Below are 15,531 nucleotides of genomic sequence, written 5' to 3' on the forward strand. Positions count from 1 at the left end.
CACCGCAGCCATCTGGCACAACCGGGCCAACGGAACATCACTGACCAGGTCATTGATCGCCTACGACCACTGACCAGCACTTCGGACTTACTCGTCTAGAGGGTGTCCTGCCGATCAGGCCCCGCGCTCGCGGGGCCTGATCGGCAGGACACTCCTCAGGGCCGTTCGGGTGAGGGGCCCGGGGTGCCGGGTCAGGCGTCCGGGGCCGCCGTGACCATGCCGGCGGCGATGGCCCCGCCGAGGGCCGCGTAGTCGTCGGCGTTCTGGCCGGCGTAGGCGAGGGCGAAGTCGGCGACGGCGCGGTCGAAGACGTCGGTGGCCCCGAGGTAGGCGGCGATGGCGATCCGGTCGCCGGAGCGGGCGTGGGCGCGGGCCAGTGCCCGGCCGCAGAGCCGCGCGTAGTCCCGCAGGGTGGCCGGGGACATGGTCTCGACCTCGGCGGAGCCCTTCATGTCGCGCAGCTGTCGCCAGTAGAAGTGGCGTTCCTGGGGTCCGGTCATCCAGCCGAGGAAGATGTCGCTGGCCGCCTGGGTGAGGCGCTGGCCGGACACGACGCGTCGGCCCTGGTGGGCGTACGCGGAGGGCGTGAGGTAGGGCTCCAGGACGGAGGGGCCCGCTTCCTTGATCTGGAGGAAGAGCGGGTCGGTGGCGTCGCGTCCTTCGAGGAGGAGGACGAAGCAGCGGGTGCCGACGCTGCCGACTCCGACGACCTTGCGGGCGGCGTCGACGTAGCGGTAGCGGTCGAGCAGGACGCGCCGCTCCTCGGAGAGCGAGCTGCGGTAGTCGCTGAAGATCTTGCCGAGGGTGACCCGGTCGACGTCGGTGACCCGTTCGAGCAGCGGCGGGTCGTCGATGAAGCGGCGGGTGCCGGAGGCGTCGGTCTCGGTGAGCTTGCCGAGGGCCTGGAGGCTGGTGCGGCGGCGGGCGCGGGCGACCCCGTGGGCGAAGCGGGCGCGTCCGCCGCGGCGGACCAGCGGCAGCACGTCGTCGTCGATGGCGATCCGCTCGTACCAGACGGCGAGCTCGCCGAGGCCGGCCAGGCGGCGCATGTTCGTCCGGTAGGACTCGACGGCCACGAGGGCGGCGCGGTGGGCCTTCGCCTTGGCGCTGCCGTTCTGGAGGGCGGCGACGGTGACGCTGGCGGCGAGCCTCTTGACGTCCCATTCGAAGGGGCCGGGCATCGTCTCGTCGAAGTCGTTCACGTCGAAGAGGAGCGTCCGTTCGGGTGAGGCGTAGACACCGAAGTTCAGCAGATGGGCGTCGCCGCAGAGCTGGACGGTGAGTCCGGTGTGCTTCTGGGCTCCGAGGTCGGCGGCCATGACGGAGGCGGCGCCGCGGAGGAAGGCGAAGGGGGAGGCCGCCATTCTGCCGTACCTGATGGGGGCGAGGCCCGGCAGCCGGCCGGCGGACTCCGCTTCCAGGATGTGCAGCGCGTCGGGGCGCTGGGAGCTGGGTATCCAGCGGCCGTGGGAGGAGCGGGACGCGTGCTTGCGGGCGGCCTTGCCCTGTGCGGCGCGCTCCGACGGTGTCGTCATCCGGCCCCACCCTCCTCTTCCGCAGTCGCGGTCTCGTGCCCGTCACCTGCTTCCCCATTACAAGGCGCGGTGCTCGTTTCGGCCACTCTGCCGGGCCGCTCTAGCAAAATGGTTTAGACCAATGATAGGAATTGATCACCCACCCGACCCATGTGGTCACGCTGAGCGAAGAGAGGGTTGATCATGGCCGAGCCCGATTCCGAGGTGGCGGAACCGCCGCTCTATCTCCGGGTCGCCGCCGCCCTGCGCGAGGACCTCGCCGAAGCGCGCATCGCCCCGGGCAGCCGGCTCCCGTCGGAACGTTCCCTGGCGCAGCGCTACCACGTCAACCGGCAGACCGTGCGCAGCGCGCTCCAGCTCCTCCGGGACGAGCGGCTCGTGGTCACCGACCGGCGCGGGACGTTCGCCGCCGGCACCGGCGGCACGGCATATACCGAGCCGGTCGCCCCCGCCCTGACGGCCCGTCGGCCGACGTTCCCCGGCGGCCCCCGTGCCGCCGAGGCGCTGGTGCGGGCCTCGTTGACCTGGGAGCCACCGCCCACCCCGCTGACGCCCCGCCTGCTCCTCGCCCCCGGCGAGCCGACGCTCGTCCACCGGCACGTGGTGCTCGGGCCGCACGGAGCCGCGCTCCAGCGCGCGGTGTCGTGGTTCTCGCGGCGGGCCGTCACCGAGATCCCCCAACTGGCCCGCTACCGGAGGGGCAAGGACTGCCACCGGCAGCCCGACCTGCGCCTGCTGTACCACTGGATGCACCAGGCGGGGCTGCGCGTCACCCACCGGGAGTCGGTCGGCGTGCCGCCGGCTCCCACCGCGACGACGGCCGGCGGCGCGGCCCGGCTGCTCGTCCACCGGGTGGTCAGCGACCAGCACGGGCATGCCCTGGAGATCACGGACATCGACTTCGCGGCCCAGTCGGCGCCCTGGACCTACGAGTTCAGCGCCTGAACCACAGGCCGCCCCGTGCCCGGCACTCGCGGGGCACGGGGCGGCCGTTCTCGTCGGCGGGTCGAGCCCGGCCTGATCGGCAGGACAGGACCTAGACGATGCCCTCCGCGATCTCCGCCTCCTCGCGGGCCGTCCCGTACGCCGTCGGGGTGCCGTACGAGCGGCGGGCGACGTACCACCAGACGCTGGCCAGGACGAGGACGACGGCGAGCGCGATCACGGCGTAGTTCATGGTGTCGACGGTGACCGGGGACTTCTGCGGCAGGCAGAAGAGGACGGTCACGAAGGCGACCCAGACGACGGCGGTCCAGCCGATCGGCTTGCTCCAGCGGCCCAGGGACCAGGGGCCGGGGACGAACCGGTCGCCGGCACGCAGTCGCAGATAGATCGGGATGGCGTAGGCGGGCGTGATGCCGATGACGTTGATCGCGGTGACGGCGCCGTACGCGGTGGCGGAGTAGAGCGAGGGCACGGCGAGCAGCGCGGCCACGGCGACCGCGAGCCAGACGGCCGGGACGGGGGTCTGGGTGCGGGTGCTGACCTTCCGCCAGAGGGCGGAGCCGGGGAGGGCGTTGTCGCGGCTGAAGGCGAAGACCATGCGGCTCGCGGCGGCGACCTCGGCGTTGCCGCAGAAGAGCTGGGCGACGATGACGACGAGCAGCAGGGCGGTGGCGCCGCCGGAGCCGAGGGCGTCGAGGAAGATCTGGGCGGGCGGGACGCCGGTGGCGCTGTTCTGCGTGGCGGCGTAGTCCTGGATGGCGAAGCTCAGTCCGGCGAGGAGGGCGAAGCCGGCGACCCAGGAGACCCAGATGGCCCGCACGATGCCCTTGGCGGCGGTGACGGAGGCGTTGGAGGTCTCCTCGGAGAGGTGGGCGGAGGCGTCGTAGCCGGAGAACGTGTACTGGGCGAGGAGCAGGCCGACGGCGGCGACGTAGAAGGGGTTGGCCCAGCCGGTGTCGTTGACGAACTCGGTGAAGACGAAGCCGACGGACCGGTGGCGGTCGGGGACGAAGGCGAGGGCACCGACGATGAGCGCCACCCCGGCCAGGTGCCACCAGACGCTGATCGAGTTGAGCACGCTGACGAGGCGGACGCCGAACAGGTTCAGGACGGCGTGCAGCAGCAGGATCGCGAGGAAGATGAGGAAGGTGGAGCCGGCGGTGGGTTCGAAGCCCCATTGCAGGTTGAGGAAGGCACCGGTGAAGAGGGCGGCACCGTAGTCGATGCCGGCGATGGCGCCGAGCAGGCCGAGCAGGTTCAGCCAGCCGGTGTACCAGCCCCAGCGGCGGCCGCCGAGCCGGTCCGCCATGTAGTAGAGCGCGCCGGAGGTCGGGTAGGCGCTGGTCACCTCGGCGAGGGCGAGGCCCACGCACAGCACGAAGAGGCCGACGCCGGCCCATCCCCAGAGCATCACGGCGGGGCCGCCGGTGCCCATGCCGAAGCCGTAGAGGGTCATGCAGCCGGAGAGGACGGAGATGACGGAGAAGCTGATCGCGAAGTTGCCGAAGCCGCCCATGCGGCGGGCGAGGACCGGCTGGTAGCCGAGCTCTCTCAGCCGCGCCTCCTCGTCGTGGGCGCCGGGTGGCTTGCGTATCGCGTCGGCGGGGGCCGCGGTGCGGGACATGGGTTACCTCCGGGGGGACGGGCGGTGAGCGGGGGTGAAGGCGTGAGCGGGGGTGAAGGCGTGCGCGGGGACCCGGCGGGGATTCAGCCGCCGAGACAGCGGGCGCGGGCGCGCAGGAAGACCTCTTCGGCCAGGTCGCGGTCGTCCGGGCGGGCCGTCCGGTAGGCCCAGGGCAGCGTCGTGTAGTAGGGGCCGAGCGCCTCGAAGACCCGGGCCGCGTCGGGGAAGCGGAGGGCGCCGAACAGGGCGTGCGCGAGGTGGTTGAGGTCGAGCAGCGAGGCCTCGTCGGTGGCGCAGAAGAGGAACCAGTCGTCGAGTGCGCGGCGGGCGTCGCGTACGGCGTCCTCGGCGACCCAGTGGAGGTCGAGGGCGCGCTCGTGGCCTCGTTCGCGGCGGTAGCGCTCGACGCGGACGTAGAGCGGGAGCGCGTGCAGGGCGGAGCCGACGGGGGCCGACGAGGCGGCCCAGTAGGAGTAGTTGACGGCTTCGGAGAGCGGTCCCGGGCGGCGGGTGTAGACGAACTGGAGCATGCGGTGGTGCGCTTCGCGGTTGTACGGGTCGCGCTTCTCGGCCTCGGCGAGCAGGCCCCAGGGGCCGGGCGGCAGCATGGGGGCGGGCGGGGTGAGCCGGTGCTCGGCCATGTGCTGGCGGTCGTCGAGGGCGGCGAGGGCGATGAGGCACACCCAGGGGACCGGGTCGGCGGGGGACCGTTCGGCGGCCTCGCGGCAGGCGGTCCAGGCCTCCTGCCAGAGCTCGCGGGTGCGGGCGTGGCCGGCGCGGTGGGCGCGTACGGCCCGCTCGACGGCGACGCGGCTGTGCATCACGGCGGCGGCGGGGCTTTCGGGCTGCTCGGCGCGCCAGGTGTGGACGACGTCGGTGCCGGCGGCGACGGCGGCGAGGACCTGGGTGCGCCGGGTCCAGCCGTCCCAACCCGCCGTCTCGTCGAGCAACCGCGCCATGGCCACCCAGCGGCCGGTGCGTAAGTCCTGGACGGCGTTCCGCAGGGCGTGGTCGTGGCCCGCGGGGTGGTAGACGGGCCGGAAGCCGTGCGCGGCCATCAGGGGGTGGGGCGTGGTGTGGATGACATGGGTCCTCGGTGGATGGAGGGGGTGGTCAGTCCCCCGGCGGGCGTCCCGGCCGTTGATCGGCGATCACTATAGAGGGCGATGGACGCGACCGGTCCACATTCTTATGCGACAGCAACTATCAGGCCAACGACCGAATTTGACTTACTGTCAGGTAGATCTGCGGACTTGACGGGATCAGCCGCCGAGGCTTGACGGCGGTCCGCCGCGACGGCACCCTGACCCCTTTCGGTGATCGGATGATCACCGTCGGTCCAGGGACGGGAGCAGCACGATGACAGGCCGCCCGGTACTCGCCGTCGACCAGGGCACCTCGGGCACGAAGGCCCTCGTCCTCTGTCCGGAGCGCGGGGTCGTCGGCAGCGGCACCGCCCCGGTCCGGCCCCGCTACCTGCCGGGCGGGCTCGTCGAGGTCGACCCGCGTGAGCTGTACGACTCCGTGGTCGCCGCCGGGCGGGCGGCGCTCGCCGAGGCGGGCACCGCCGTCGAGGCGGTGGGCCTCGCGAACCAGGGCGAGACCGTGCTCGCCTGGGACCCGGCCACCGGCGATCCCCTCACCGACGCCCTGGTGTGGCAGGACCGCAGGGCGGCCGCCGTCTGCGCCGGACTCGACGCGGACGCCGAGCGCCTCCGGCACCTGACGGGCCTCCCGGTCGACCCGTACTTCGCCGCGCCGAAGATGGCCTGGATCCGCCGCCACGCCACCGGCGCCGGGGTGGTCACCACCAGCGACGCGTGGCTCGTCCACCGGCTGACGGGCGCGTTCGTCACCGACGCGGCGACGGCCGGACGGACCGGACTCCTCGACCTGGACACGGTCGCCTGGTCGGACACCGCCCTCGACCTGTACGGGCTCGGCGGCGAGCGACTGCCCCGGGTGGTGGACTGCGACACCCCGGTGGGCACCACGACCGCTTTCGGTCCGCCGCTGCCGCTCACCGGCCTCCTGGTGGACCAGCAGGCGGCCCTGCTCGCCCAGAGCGCCGACGACCCGGCCGCCGTCAAGTGCACCTACGGGACCGGGGCCTTCCTCCTCGCGCAGACCGGCCCCGAGCCCCGCCGGGCCGCCTCGGGCCTGGTGAGCTGCGTCGCCTGGCGGCTCGGCGGACACGTGACCCACTGCCTGGACGGACAGGTGTACACGGTCGCCTCGGCCGTCCGCTGGCTCACCGACCTCGGCGTGATCGCCGGGGCCGGGGAGCTCGACGCGGTCGGCGGCGCCGTGCCGGACTCCGGCGGCGTCACGTTCGTGCCCGCGTTCGCGGGGCTCGCCGCGCCCTGGTGGCGGGGCGACGTGCGCGGCTCGCTCACCGGACTCGGCCTGGACACCGGCCCGGGCCACCTGGTCAGGGCCCTCTGCGAAGGGATCGCCGCCCAGGTCGTGGAGCTGGCCTCGGCGACCGCGACGGACCGGGGCGCGCCGCCGTCCGCGCTGCGCGCCGACGGGGGCCTGACCCGGTCCGCGCTGCTCATGCAGACCCAGGCCGACCTGCTGCAACTGCCCGTCGAGGTCTCCTCGTCACCCGACGCCACGGCCCTCGGGGTCGGTGCGGTGGCCCGGCTCGGGCGCCACCCGGGGCTCACCCTCCGCGAGGCCGCGCCCGAGTGGAAGCCCGCGGCCGTGTACCAGCCGCGGATCTCGGGGGACGAGGCGGCCTCGCGGCTGGCCCGGTTCCGTGCCGAGGTGGCGGCGCTGGTCGACCGCTCCGGGGGCGGCGACGCCCCGGGTGCGGCCTGATGGGCGTCACGCGGAGGGGCCCCCTCCCGGGCGACGGGGACCCGGCGTACGACGTCGTGGTCGTCGGCGCCGGAGTCGTCGGCGCCGCCATCGCCCGCGCGCTCGCCCGCCACCCGCTGCGGGTCGCGCTCGTGGACGCGGCGGACGACGTCGGGGACGGTACGTCGAAGGCCAACACCGCCATCCTGCACACCGGATTCGACGCGGTCCCCGGCACCCTGGAGGCACGGCTCGTCCGCGAGGGACACCGACTGCTCGACGCGTACGCGCGGCAGACGGGCATCCCGGTGGAGCCGCTGGGCGCGCTGCTCGTCGCCTGGGACGAGCAGCAGCGGGCCGCGCTCCCCCGCCTCGCGCAGAAGGCGGAGCGCAACGGACACCGCACGACACGCCTGCTGTCGGCGCCGGAACTCGCCCTCCGGGAACCGCACCTGGGCGCCGGTGCGCTGGCCGCGCTCGAGGTGCCGGGCGAGTCCGTCATCTGCCCGTGGACGACGACCCTGGCGTACGCGACGCAGGCCGTCCGCTCGGGGGTGGACCTGCATCTGAGCTGCCGGGTGGAGGAGGTGCGTCCGGGCGATCCGTACCACCGGCTCGTCACCCGGCGCGGGGTGCTCGGGGCCCGCCACCTGGTCAACGCCTGCGGGCTGCACGCCGACGGCTTCGACGCGCTGCTCGGGCGCGCGGACTTCACCGTCACCCCGCGCAGGGGCCAGCTCGTCGTCTTCGACAAGTTCGCCCGCGACCTCGTCCGGCACATCCTGCTGCCCGTCCCCGGGCCGCTCGGCAAGGGCGTGCTCGTCTCGCCGACCGTGTACGGCAACGTGATGCTGGGGCCCACCGCCGAGGACCTGGACGACAAGACCGCGACCGGCACGACGGCCGAGGGGCTCGCCGGGCTGCGCGAGCAGGGCGGCCGGATCCTCCCGGCCCTCCTCGACGAGGAGGTCACCGCCGTCTACGCCGGGCTGCGGGCCGCCACCGGTCAGGAGGACTACCGGATCGCCGCCCATCCCGCCCTGCGGTACGTGACCGTGGGCGGCATCCGCTCCACCGGGCTCACCGCCTCCCTGGCCATCGCCGACCACGTGCTCGGGCTCCTCGCCGACTGCGGACTCGACCCGGGCCCCGAGCGGCCCCTCGCGCCGGTCCGCATGCCGAACCTCGGCGAGAGCTTCCCCCGGCCGTACCGCGACGCCGGACTCATCGCCCGCAATGCGGAGTTCGGCGCGATCGTGTGCCACTGCGAGCGGGTGACCCGCGGCGAGATCCGGGCCGCGTTCACGTCGACGATCCCACCGGCCGGACCGGACGGGCTGCGCCGCAGGACCCGGGCCCGCGGCGGACGCTGCCAGGGCCACTTCTGCGGCGCGGAGCTGCGGGCACTGAGCGAGGAGTACGGGGAAGGGACCCGGTGACGCGTACGGTCGACGTGCTCGTGGTGGGCGCCGGGCCAGCCGGGCTGGCCGCGGCCGCCGGTCTCGCCGCGGCCGGTGCGGGCCGCGTCGAGGTCCTGGAGCGGGAGACGGACGCGGGCGGGGTCCCGCGTCACTGCGTCCGGCCGGGGTTCGGCTCGGACGCGCTCGGCCGACCCCTGGACGGACCGGCGTACGCGCGGCGCGCGGTGCGGGCCGCCTCACGGGCCGGCGCCACCGTCCGCACCGGGGTCTCCGCCACCGGCTGGGCCGCACCGCTGACCCTGGACGTCACCGCCCCGACCGGGCTCGAAAGGATCCGGGCCCGCGCGGTCGTCCTGGCCACGGGGGCCCGCGAGCGGCCGCGCAGCGCCCGTCTGGTGCCGGGCTCCCGGCCCGCCGGGGTGCTGACCACCGGCGAGCTCCAGCGGACGGTCGCCCGGTTCGGCGCCCGGGCCGGGCTCGCCGGGCGGCGGGCGGTGGTCGTCGGCGGCGACCCGGTCGCCCGGCACGCGGTGCGTACGCTGCGGGAGGCGGGCGCCGTGGTGGCGGCCGTCGTCTGCGAACGGCCGGGGACCGCCACCGCCCTCGGAGTCGGCGGCGCGTTCGCGACCCCGGTGCCGGTGCTCTCCGGCACGGTCGTGACGGAGCTGACCGGGCGCGGCCGGCTGACCGGCGTCGCGGTCCGGGCGGGCGACGGACGGACGGCCGTACTCCGCTGCGACACCGTGGTGTTCACCGGCGACTGGATCCCCGACCACGAGCTGGTCCGGCTCCTCGGAGTGCCGCTCGCACCGGGCACCCGTGGCCCCGTGACCGACGGCGACTTCCGTACCGCCGAACCCGGGGTGTTCGCCGTCGGCAACCTCCTCCACGGCGGGGAGCCGGCGCGGCGGGCCGCCGCCGAAGGGCGTGCGGTGGTCGGCGCCGTCCTCGCCCGGCTCGCCGGCCGTCCCTGGCCGGCCGGCGGGGTGCCGGTGGCGACGGAGGGTCCGCTGCGATGGGTGACGCCCGGGCTGCTGGGACCCGCTCCCGTACCGGGCACGTCCGAGGCGGTGTCCCTCCCCCCGCCCGTACCGGCGCCGCCGGTCCCGCTGCTCGTCCGGCCGGAGCGGCGGCTCGTACGGCCGGTGCTTACCGTCCGCCAGGGGGACGTGCTGCTCGGGCGGGAACGGCTGGCCGCGACGCTGGTCCCTTGGCGTTCGGTGCGGCTCGGGCCCTGGTGGACCGACGGCGTCGACGGCGCGGGCGGTCCTGTGGTGGTCGCCGCAGAGGAATGAGGCCGGGTGCGGTCCGCTGGTGCCGGGCCGGCGGGCGGGCTGCGTGGGCGGGAGTGTTTCGGCCACACTGGGGCCCATGTCGGACAAACGCAGCGCGGGTCTCCTGGTCTTCCGTCGTACGGGCGGCGAGGGCGTCGAGGTACTCATCGGGCACATGGGCGGGCCTTTCTGGGAGTCCAGGGAGGAGGAGGCCTGGTCGTTCCCCAAGGGCCAGTACGAGCCGGACGAGACCGCCGAGGACGCGGCGCGGCGGGAGTTCCAGGAGGAGCTGGGGCTCGCGGCGCCGGACGGCGAGTGGTTCCCGCTCGGGGAGGCCCGGCAGCGCAACGGAAAGATCGTCACCATCTGGGCCGTCGAGGGCGACCTCGACCCGACACGGGTGGTGCCGGGCACCTTCACCATGGAGTGGCCGCCCCGTTCGGGCGTCACGGCGGAGTTCCCCGAGATCGACCGGGTGGGCTGGTTCGCCCCGGAGACGGCGGCTCCGCTGCTGGTGACGGGGCAGCGGGTCTTCCTGGAGCGCCTGCGCGCACACCTCGACGGACGGGGCTGAGCCCGATTGTCAGACCCGTGCGAGAGGGTGGTGAGCGCCGAACTGTCGAGAGGGAGCCCGACATGACCACGTTCACCGCAACCGAGCGCGCGGCGGCCCAGGCGTACCTGCGTCTCCTCGAGTCCACCCAGGCCGTGCTGACCGATCCGCAGCTCGCCCCCTACGCGGGGTTGATGCTCCGCCACCCGATGGCGGAGGCGGACGAGGCGCTCCGCGCCGCCGGCCTCTCCGGGAACGAGGACCGCCTGCTGCGCCTCGTCTCCTCCCTGCGGGCCTCCCCCGCCACCGCGTGGGGGCGCGCCGGCTGAACCGACACGCCCGCGCCCCACGTGGCGGGCCGCCGTCGGACGCCCGGCTCGGAGCCGAAGGGGTGAGCCTGTCGACCGCCCCCCGGCTCGGGCCGAAGGGGTGAGCCTGTCGACCGTCGGACGCACGGCTCCGGGGGGTGATGCGGGTGAGCCTGTGGGTCGTCAGGCGACCGGGCGGACCGGGAGGGCGCGGACGCTGTTGCCGACGAAGCCCGCGTGGCGGGTCAGCTCGCTCTCCGGGAGGGCCAGGTCCAGGTCGGGGAAGCGGGTGAAGAGCGCCTCCAGGGCGATCGCGGCCTCCATCCGGGCGAGCGGGGCGCCCAGGCAGTAGTGGGGGCCGTGACCGAGCGAGAGGTGCTTCGCGGCCGGCGTGCGGGTGATGTCGAAGCGGTCGGCGTCCGGGCCGTGGGCCTTCGCGTCGCGGCCGGCCGCCGAGTACCCGGCGAGGACCGGGGTGCCCCGGGGGATGACCGTGCCGTCGACCGTGAGGTCGCGGGTGGGGTAGCGGAACGGGAAGGAACTGACCGGGCTGTCCCAGCGGAGCGTCTCCTCCACCACGTCCGCCCAGTCGGCGCGTCCCTCGACGACGAGGGCGAGCTGGTCGCGGTGGGCGCAGAGCGCCCGGACCGCGTTGGTGACGAGGTTCAGGGTGGTCTCGTGGCCCGCGATGATCATCAGGACCAGGGTGCCGATGAGCTCGGACTGGCTGAGCCGGTCGCCGCCCTCGTCCCGGGCGGCGATGAGCGCGCCGATGAGGTCGTCGCCGGGGGCGGCGGCCTTGGCGGCGGCGATGGAGCCCAGGAGCTCGGCGAGTTCTCGGTTGGTGGCGACGGCCTGGGCGGGCTCGGTGTCGGTGGCGACGACGAGGCTGGAGAGGTGGTGCAGCCGGTCCTGGTGGACCGGGTCGACGCCGAGGAGTTCGCAGATGACGCCGAGCGGCAGCGGAAGCGCGTAGTGGCGGCGCAGATCGGCGACGCCGTCACCGGCGCGGGCGGCCTCGGCGAGTCCGTCGAGCAGTCCGGCGGTCACCGCCTCCACGCGCGGGCGGAGCTCCTCGACCCGGCGGGCGGTGAAGGCGCTGCTCACGAGGGTCCGCAGCCTGCGGTGGTCGGCCCCGTCGGCGGTGGTCATGCCGGGCACGGTGGCGAAGGTCAGCAGCGGCCAGCCCTCGGGTATGCGGCCTTCGGCGAGCGCGGTGAAGTGGTGGGGCGCCTTGGCGACGTCGGGGTGGGTGAGGAAGTCCCGCAGGGCGTCATGGCCGAGCACCGCCATGCCCTCGATCTCACCGGGCAGGATCACCGGGGTCACGGCGCCCTCGGCGAGCAGCCTCGCGTTCGCCGCGTGCGGGCATCCACCCGCCGTGTCCATGCGGTACGGGGTCCGGCCGTGGGGGGTGCTGTGCGGTGTGTTCAAGGAAGGCACTCCTGACTGCGGATGCGGGCCGTTTCGACCGTGAGCGGTCAGATCCTACGGTCAACCCGCCTCCGTTCGTACGGAGTTGTCCGGCACGCCGCCTTCGCCCGCCGGGCCGCTCCGGCCGCCCCGGCCGAGGAGTTCGGCCAGGCCGCGGCGGGTGGCGGCCACGACGACCCGGTCCCCCGGGACGAGGAGCCGGTCGGGGTGGAGGCGCCAGCCCCTCGCGTGGTCGGCCCGGCCCGCCGCGGCGCCGTCGAGGGCGATGACCCGCCATGCTCCCGGGACGAAGGCGTCGGCGACCTTCCTGCCGTCCAGGAGGGGATGCGCGGCGACGTCCACGGAGGCGAAGAGCAGCACCCGGCGCTCGACGGGCACGGCGCCCAGGATCCGGCGCCCCATCATGGCGCCGGCGAACGCGGGCGCGGCGAGGTGGGAGACGCTGCGGCTGCGGGTGACGGCCGTGGGGTGGGCGGTGCGCAGGGTGCGGAAGACGGCGGTGGCGAAGTCGTCGTCGTACAGGCGCAGGACGACCCGCAGGTCGGGGGTGACGGCACGGGCGGACAGCGCGGCTTCGAGGTTGGTGATGTCGACGCTGGTCAGGGCGAGGAGGGCGTGGGCGCGGTGGATCCGGGCGGCCTCCAGGACGCCTTCCTCCGTGACGTCGCCGATGACGGTGGGGACGCGGAGCCGGCGGGCGACGGCGATGCCGCGGGCCTCCGGGTCGGACTCGACGCAGACCACCGGGATGCCGAGCTTCCGGAGGCGGGCCAGGACCCGGGTGCCGACCTTGCCGAGACCGAGGAGGACCACATGGCCGGAGAGGCCGCGGGACGGCCTGCGCAGGGTGGTCGCCGTGCGGAAGGTGCCGAGGCCTTCGAGCAGGGCGGCGACGATCACCGGCAGCAGGAGCAGCCCGACGAACCCGGCGAGGATCTGGAGCAGCTGACGGCTGGTCGGCTCGCCGACGGCCGGGTCGCCGATGGCGAAGATGTCGAGCAGCGTCAGATAGGCGGCGTGCAGGGGGTGGTCGCCGGTGGTGAAGGTGGAGGCGAGGGCGAGGACGGCGCCGACCGCACCGGCGAGCGACCAGCGCAGCCGGCGGGAGAAGAGGGAGGCGACGGGCAGGGCGGAGGCGGCGAGGCGGTTCGCCGGGAGGTCCGGGCCCGCCGCCGTGACCGCTTCGAGGGTGACGGCGGCACGGCCGGTCGCCGCGGCCACCGTGCGGTCGTCGGGGAGGAGCCGCGGGCCGTCGTCTCCGCTGCGCTCGGATCCCTCGCAGCCCGCCGGGTCGCCGGCCGTGGCCGAGAGCAGCGCGAGCGTGCAGAGGCCGGGATCGGGCGGCTCGCCCTCGCGGGGCGGCCGGTCGACCGCGTGGAACAGCAGTCCGCCGGCCTGGACGACCTTGCTGGTGCCCGCGACGGCTGCCGCGGCGAGTCCGGGGGCCGCGGTGTCGACGTCGGACAGGACCGTGGTGGCGGCGTCGAGCTTCTCGGGGTCGAGGCCCGGTTCCGCGACGGCGGCCGCCTGGTCGAGGAGGGTTTCGAGGTGCTGGCCGAGCTTCCGGTTGTACAGCCGGATGACCAGGCGCAGTCGGGGGTTGAGGCGGCGGGCGGTGAGCGCTGCCCGGAGGTTGGTCTCGTCGTCCTCGTGGACGAGGGCGAGCGCGGCGGCCCGCTCGATCCCGGCGTCGACCAGGGCCCGGTCGTCCGCCTCGGCCGACTCGACGACCCGTAGGGCGCCGCCGGGTTCGCCGCCGTCGCCGGAGGCCGCGGGCGCCGCGCCGGACCCGGTGGTGCGGGTGACGGCGGCGGTCACCCGGCCGAACAGGGCGAGCGCCCGGCCGGTCCGGGCCACGGGAGCCCGGGGCGCCTCGGGCGGCGCCGGCACCAGGAGGGTGACCCGCTCCCCGTACACCTCGTGCAGTTCGCGCGCGAGGCGGTGGGCGAGGGCGTCGTCGCCGCACACGACCATGTGCCCGGCCGGGGGCGTGCGGGGCTGACGGTCCGTCCGGAAGGCGGGCGCGCCGAAGGGCCCCGCGGCGGCCGCGGCGGGTGGCCGGGCGGGGCCGGGCAGGGCAGGGGCGGCCGTGGCCGGAGGGCCGGTTCCGTCGCCGCCGACCGGAACGGCGTTGTCGGGCTGAGGGTGTGAGGGCACGTCACAAGGATGCCCTGCGCCACCGACAGCGGGCCGGGCGGCCGTCCACCACCCGGGCGGGCGCACGACGCGCCGCCGTCCGGCACGTTCGCTACGCCGGTCGGCGCACTCCGGTCTGCGTGTTCGGCGGGGCCTTCCTACGGTGACCGAATGATCGTCACGTCAGCTGTCCGTCATATTGCCGCCGGTACCGCGGCGCTGCTGTTCGCCCTGCCGGTTCCGGCGGCCACCGCCTCCTCCGGAGCCTCGGTCGGGGAACCCGCACCGCCCGTACGGCAGTACGTCGATCCCGCCCGGCTCGACCGGCAGGGCACGCAGGTGCAGCGGCTGCCGGGCGCGCCCCGGGTGCCCTCGGTGTCGGCGCTCTCCTGGGTGGTGGCGGACGCCGCCACGGGCGAGGTGCTCGCCGCGCGGAACGCGCACCGGAGGCTGCCGCCGGCCAGCACGCTCAAAGCGCTGTTCGCCCTCACCGCGCTCCCTCACCACGAACCCTCCGAGCAGCACACCGTGGCGGACGCCGAGCTGACCGGGATCGGGGCGGGCAGCAGTCTGGTCGGCGTGAAGGAGGGGTACACGTACAAGGTCTCGGACCTGTGGAACGGGGTCTTCCTCAGCTCGGGCAACGACGCCGTGCACGTGCTGGCCGCGATGAACGGCGGCTGGGAGTCGATGACCCGCCAGATGCAGGACAAGGCCAGGGCGCTCGGCGCCCGGGACACCCATGTGGTCTCCCCCGACGGCTACGACGCCCCCGACCAGGTGTCCTCCGCGTTCGACCTGGCGGTCTTCGGCCGGGCCGGGCTCCAGGACCCGGAGTTCGTCCGGTACTGCTCGACGCGGTACGCGGACTTCCCGGCGGGTACCTGGTCGTACGGCATCGCCAACACCAACCGGCTCCTGACCGGCGCGGACGGCGTGGACCGCTACCCCGGACTCCTGGGGATCAAGAACGGCTACACGAGTAACGCGGGCAACACGCTGATCTCCGCGGCCAGGCGGGGCGACCGGACGCTGGTCGTGTCGGTGATGAACCCGCAGGAGGGCGGCGGACTCGCCGTCTACGAGGAGGCCCGCTCGCTGCTCGACTGGGGCTTCGAGGCGGCGGGCCGGGTCCGGCCGGTGGGTTCGCTGCTGCCGGTGCGGACGAAGGCGGCCGCCCGGCCGGACGCCCGGGCCGTCGCGGTGTCCGGCCGCGCGGCACCGGCCGCCGGCCCGGCGCACGGTCCCGGCGCGGTGGCTGCGCCCGAGCGGGAGGACGCCCCGTCGGGCGTGTCGGCCGGCCTGCCGCTGGCCCTGGTGGCCTCGGCCTGCGCGGCGGCGATCGCCCTGTGGGGGTGGCGGCGCAGGGCCGCCCACCGGAGCTGATCCGGCGGGTGCGGTCCGCCGGTGACGCCTGATCCGGTAGCCGGGGGCCAGGGGCCTGTCCGGAAAGTCCCGCCTGGCGGCTCTGCTTTCCGGACGGACCAGGCCCGCGCGCG

The 15,531-nt window shown here is 75.0% G+C and carries 12 protein-coding genes; 7 read left to right on the forward strand and 5 right to left on the reverse strand.

Annotated elements, in window-relative coordinates:
- Positions 1–191: 191 nt before the first annotated feature.
- Positions 192–1,535 carry a DUF2252 domain-containing protein gene (locus OO54_RS04565; RefSeq protein WP_033201572.1) on the reverse strand — a complete coding sequence of 448 codons (1,344 nt, stop codon included), beginning with the start codon at positions 1,533–1,535 and terminating at the stop codon, positions 192–194.
- Between the two features lie 183 nt (positions 1,536–1,718).
- Between OO54_RS04565 and OO54_RS04570 the strand changes: the two genes are divergently transcribed.
- Positions 1,719–2,480, forward strand: coding sequence for a GntR family transcriptional regulator (locus tag OO54_RS04570; protein ID WP_033201855.1), 762 nt, complete (start codon positions 1,719–1,721; stop codon positions 2,478–2,480).
- Positions 2,481–2,571: 91 nt separating this feature from the next.
- Here OO54_RS04570 and OO54_RS04575 read toward each other — a convergent pair whose 3' ends face one another.
- On the reverse strand, positions 2,572–4,104 hold the full coding sequence (locus OO54_RS04575; protein ID WP_033201573.1) for an amino acid permease: 1,533 nt from the start codon (positions 4,102–4,104) through the stop codon (positions 2,572–2,574).
- A gap of 83 nt (positions 4,105–4,187) precedes the next feature.
- Entirely contained in the window at positions 4,188–5,162 is a 975-nt protein-coding gene (locus OO54_RS04580) for a hypothetical protein (RefSeq protein ID WP_033201574.1), read from the reverse strand.
- Positions 5,163–5,463: 301 nt separating this feature from the next.
- Here OO54_RS04580 and OO54_RS04585 point away from each other — a divergent pair, with 301 nt between their 5' ends.
- From OO54_RS04585 to OO54_RS04605, 5 genes are all read left to right on the forward strand, one after another.
- On the forward strand, positions 5,464–6,927 hold the full coding sequence (locus tag OO54_RS04585) for an FGGY family carbohydrate kinase (RefSeq protein WP_033201575.1): 1,464 nt from the start codon (positions 5,464–5,466) through the stop codon (positions 6,925–6,927).
- Complete coding sequence (locus OO54_RS04590) at positions 6,927–8,345, forward strand: FAD-dependent oxidoreductase (protein ID WP_033201576.1); 1,419 nt, start codon at positions 6,927–6,929, stop codon at positions 8,343–8,345. Before OO54_RS04585 ends, OO54_RS04590 begins: the two co-directional genes overlap by 1 nt.
- Complete coding sequence (locus OO54_RS04595; RefSeq protein ID WP_033201577.1) at positions 8,342–9,622, forward strand: FAD-dependent oxidoreductase; 1,281 nt, start codon at positions 8,342–8,344, stop codon at positions 9,620–9,622. The genes OO54_RS04590 and OO54_RS04595 overlap by 4 nt, the downstream gene beginning before the upstream one ends.
- Before the next feature lie 76 nt (positions 9,623–9,698).
- The gene (locus tag OO54_RS04600) at positions 9,699–10,175 is read left to right on the forward strand and encodes an NUDIX hydrolase (RefSeq protein WP_033201578.1); all 477 of its coding nucleotides are present in this window, start codon (positions 9,699–9,701) and stop codon (positions 10,173–10,175) included.
- Positions 10,176–10,237: 62 nt separating this feature from the next.
- Positions 10,238–10,483, forward strand: a complete 246-nt coding sequence (locus OO54_RS04605; RefSeq protein WP_033201579.1) for a hypothetical protein — start codon at positions 10,238–10,240, stop codon at positions 10,481–10,483.
- Positions 10,484–10,645: 162 nt separating this feature from the next.
- On the opposite strand, the gene OO54_RS04610 is transcribed toward OO54_RS04605, so the two are convergent.
- Complete coding sequence (locus tag OO54_RS04610; protein ID WP_234439297.1) at positions 10,646–11,896, reverse strand: cytochrome P450 family protein; 1,251 nt, start codon at positions 11,894–11,896, stop codon at positions 10,646–10,648.
- A 60-nt stretch (positions 11,897–11,956) separates the two neighbouring features.
- Positions 11,957–13,870 (reverse strand): NAD(P)-binding protein, encoded by a 1,914-nt coding sequence (locus OO54_RS04615; protein ID WP_033201580.1) that lies wholly within the window; start codon positions 13,868–13,870, stop codon positions 11,957–11,959.
- 333 nt (positions 13,871–14,203) lie between these two features.
- Between OO54_RS04615 and OO54_RS04620 the strand changes: the two genes are divergently transcribed.
- On the forward strand, positions 14,204–15,418 hold the full coding sequence (locus OO54_RS04620) for a D-alanyl-D-alanine carboxypeptidase family protein (RefSeq protein ID WP_033201581.1): 1,215 nt from the start codon (positions 14,204–14,206) through the stop codon (positions 15,416–15,418).
- The last annotated feature ends 113 nt before the right edge of the window (positions 15,419–15,531 follow it).

Source organism: Streptomyces wedmorensis (assembly GCF_000716445.1).
Taxonomy (GTDB): Bacteria; Actinomycetota; Actinomycetes; order Streptomycetales; family Streptomycetaceae; genus Streptomyces; species Streptomyces wedmorensis.

Excerpts from the sequence above, each read along its gene's own strand:
- OO54_RS04565 (WP_033201572.1), bottom strand. The coding sequence starts at position 1,535 with ATGACGACACCGTCGGAGCGCGCCGCACAGGGCAAGGCCGCCCGCAAG.
- OO54_RS04570 (WP_033201855.1), top strand. The coding sequence starts at position 1,719 with ATGGCCGAGCCCGATTCCGAGGTGGCGGAACCGCCGCTCTATCTCCGG.
- OO54_RS04575 (WP_033201573.1), bottom strand. The coding sequence starts at position 4,104 with ATGTCCCGCACCGCGGCCCCCGCCGACGCGATACGCAAGCCACCCGGC.
- OO54_RS04580 (WP_033201574.1), bottom strand. The coding sequence starts at position 5,162 with ATGGCCGCGCACGGCTTCCGGCCCGTCTACCACCCCGCGGGCCACGAC.
- OO54_RS04585 (WP_033201575.1), top strand. The coding sequence starts at position 5,464 with ATGACAGGCCGCCCGGTACTCGCCGTCGACCAGGGCACCTCGGGCACG.
- OO54_RS04590 (WP_033201576.1), top strand. The coding sequence starts at position 6,927 with ATGGGCGTCACGCGGAGGGGCCCCCTCCCGGGCGACGGGGACCCGGCG.
- OO54_RS04600 (WP_033201578.1), top strand. The coding sequence starts at position 9,699 with ATGTCGGACAAACGCAGCGCGGGTCTCCTGGTCTTCCGTCGTACGGGC.
- OO54_RS04605 (WP_033201579.1), top strand. The coding sequence starts at position 10,238 with ATGACCACGTTCACCGCAACCGAGCGCGCGGCGGCCCAGGCGTACCTG.
- OO54_RS04615 (WP_033201580.1), bottom strand. The coding sequence starts at position 13,870 with ATGGTCGTGTGCGGCGACGACGCCCTCGCCCACCGCCTCGCGCGCGAA.
- OO54_RS04620 (WP_033201581.1), top strand. The coding sequence starts at position 14,204 with ATGATCGTCACGTCAGCTGTCCGTCATATTGCCGCCGGTACCGCGGCG.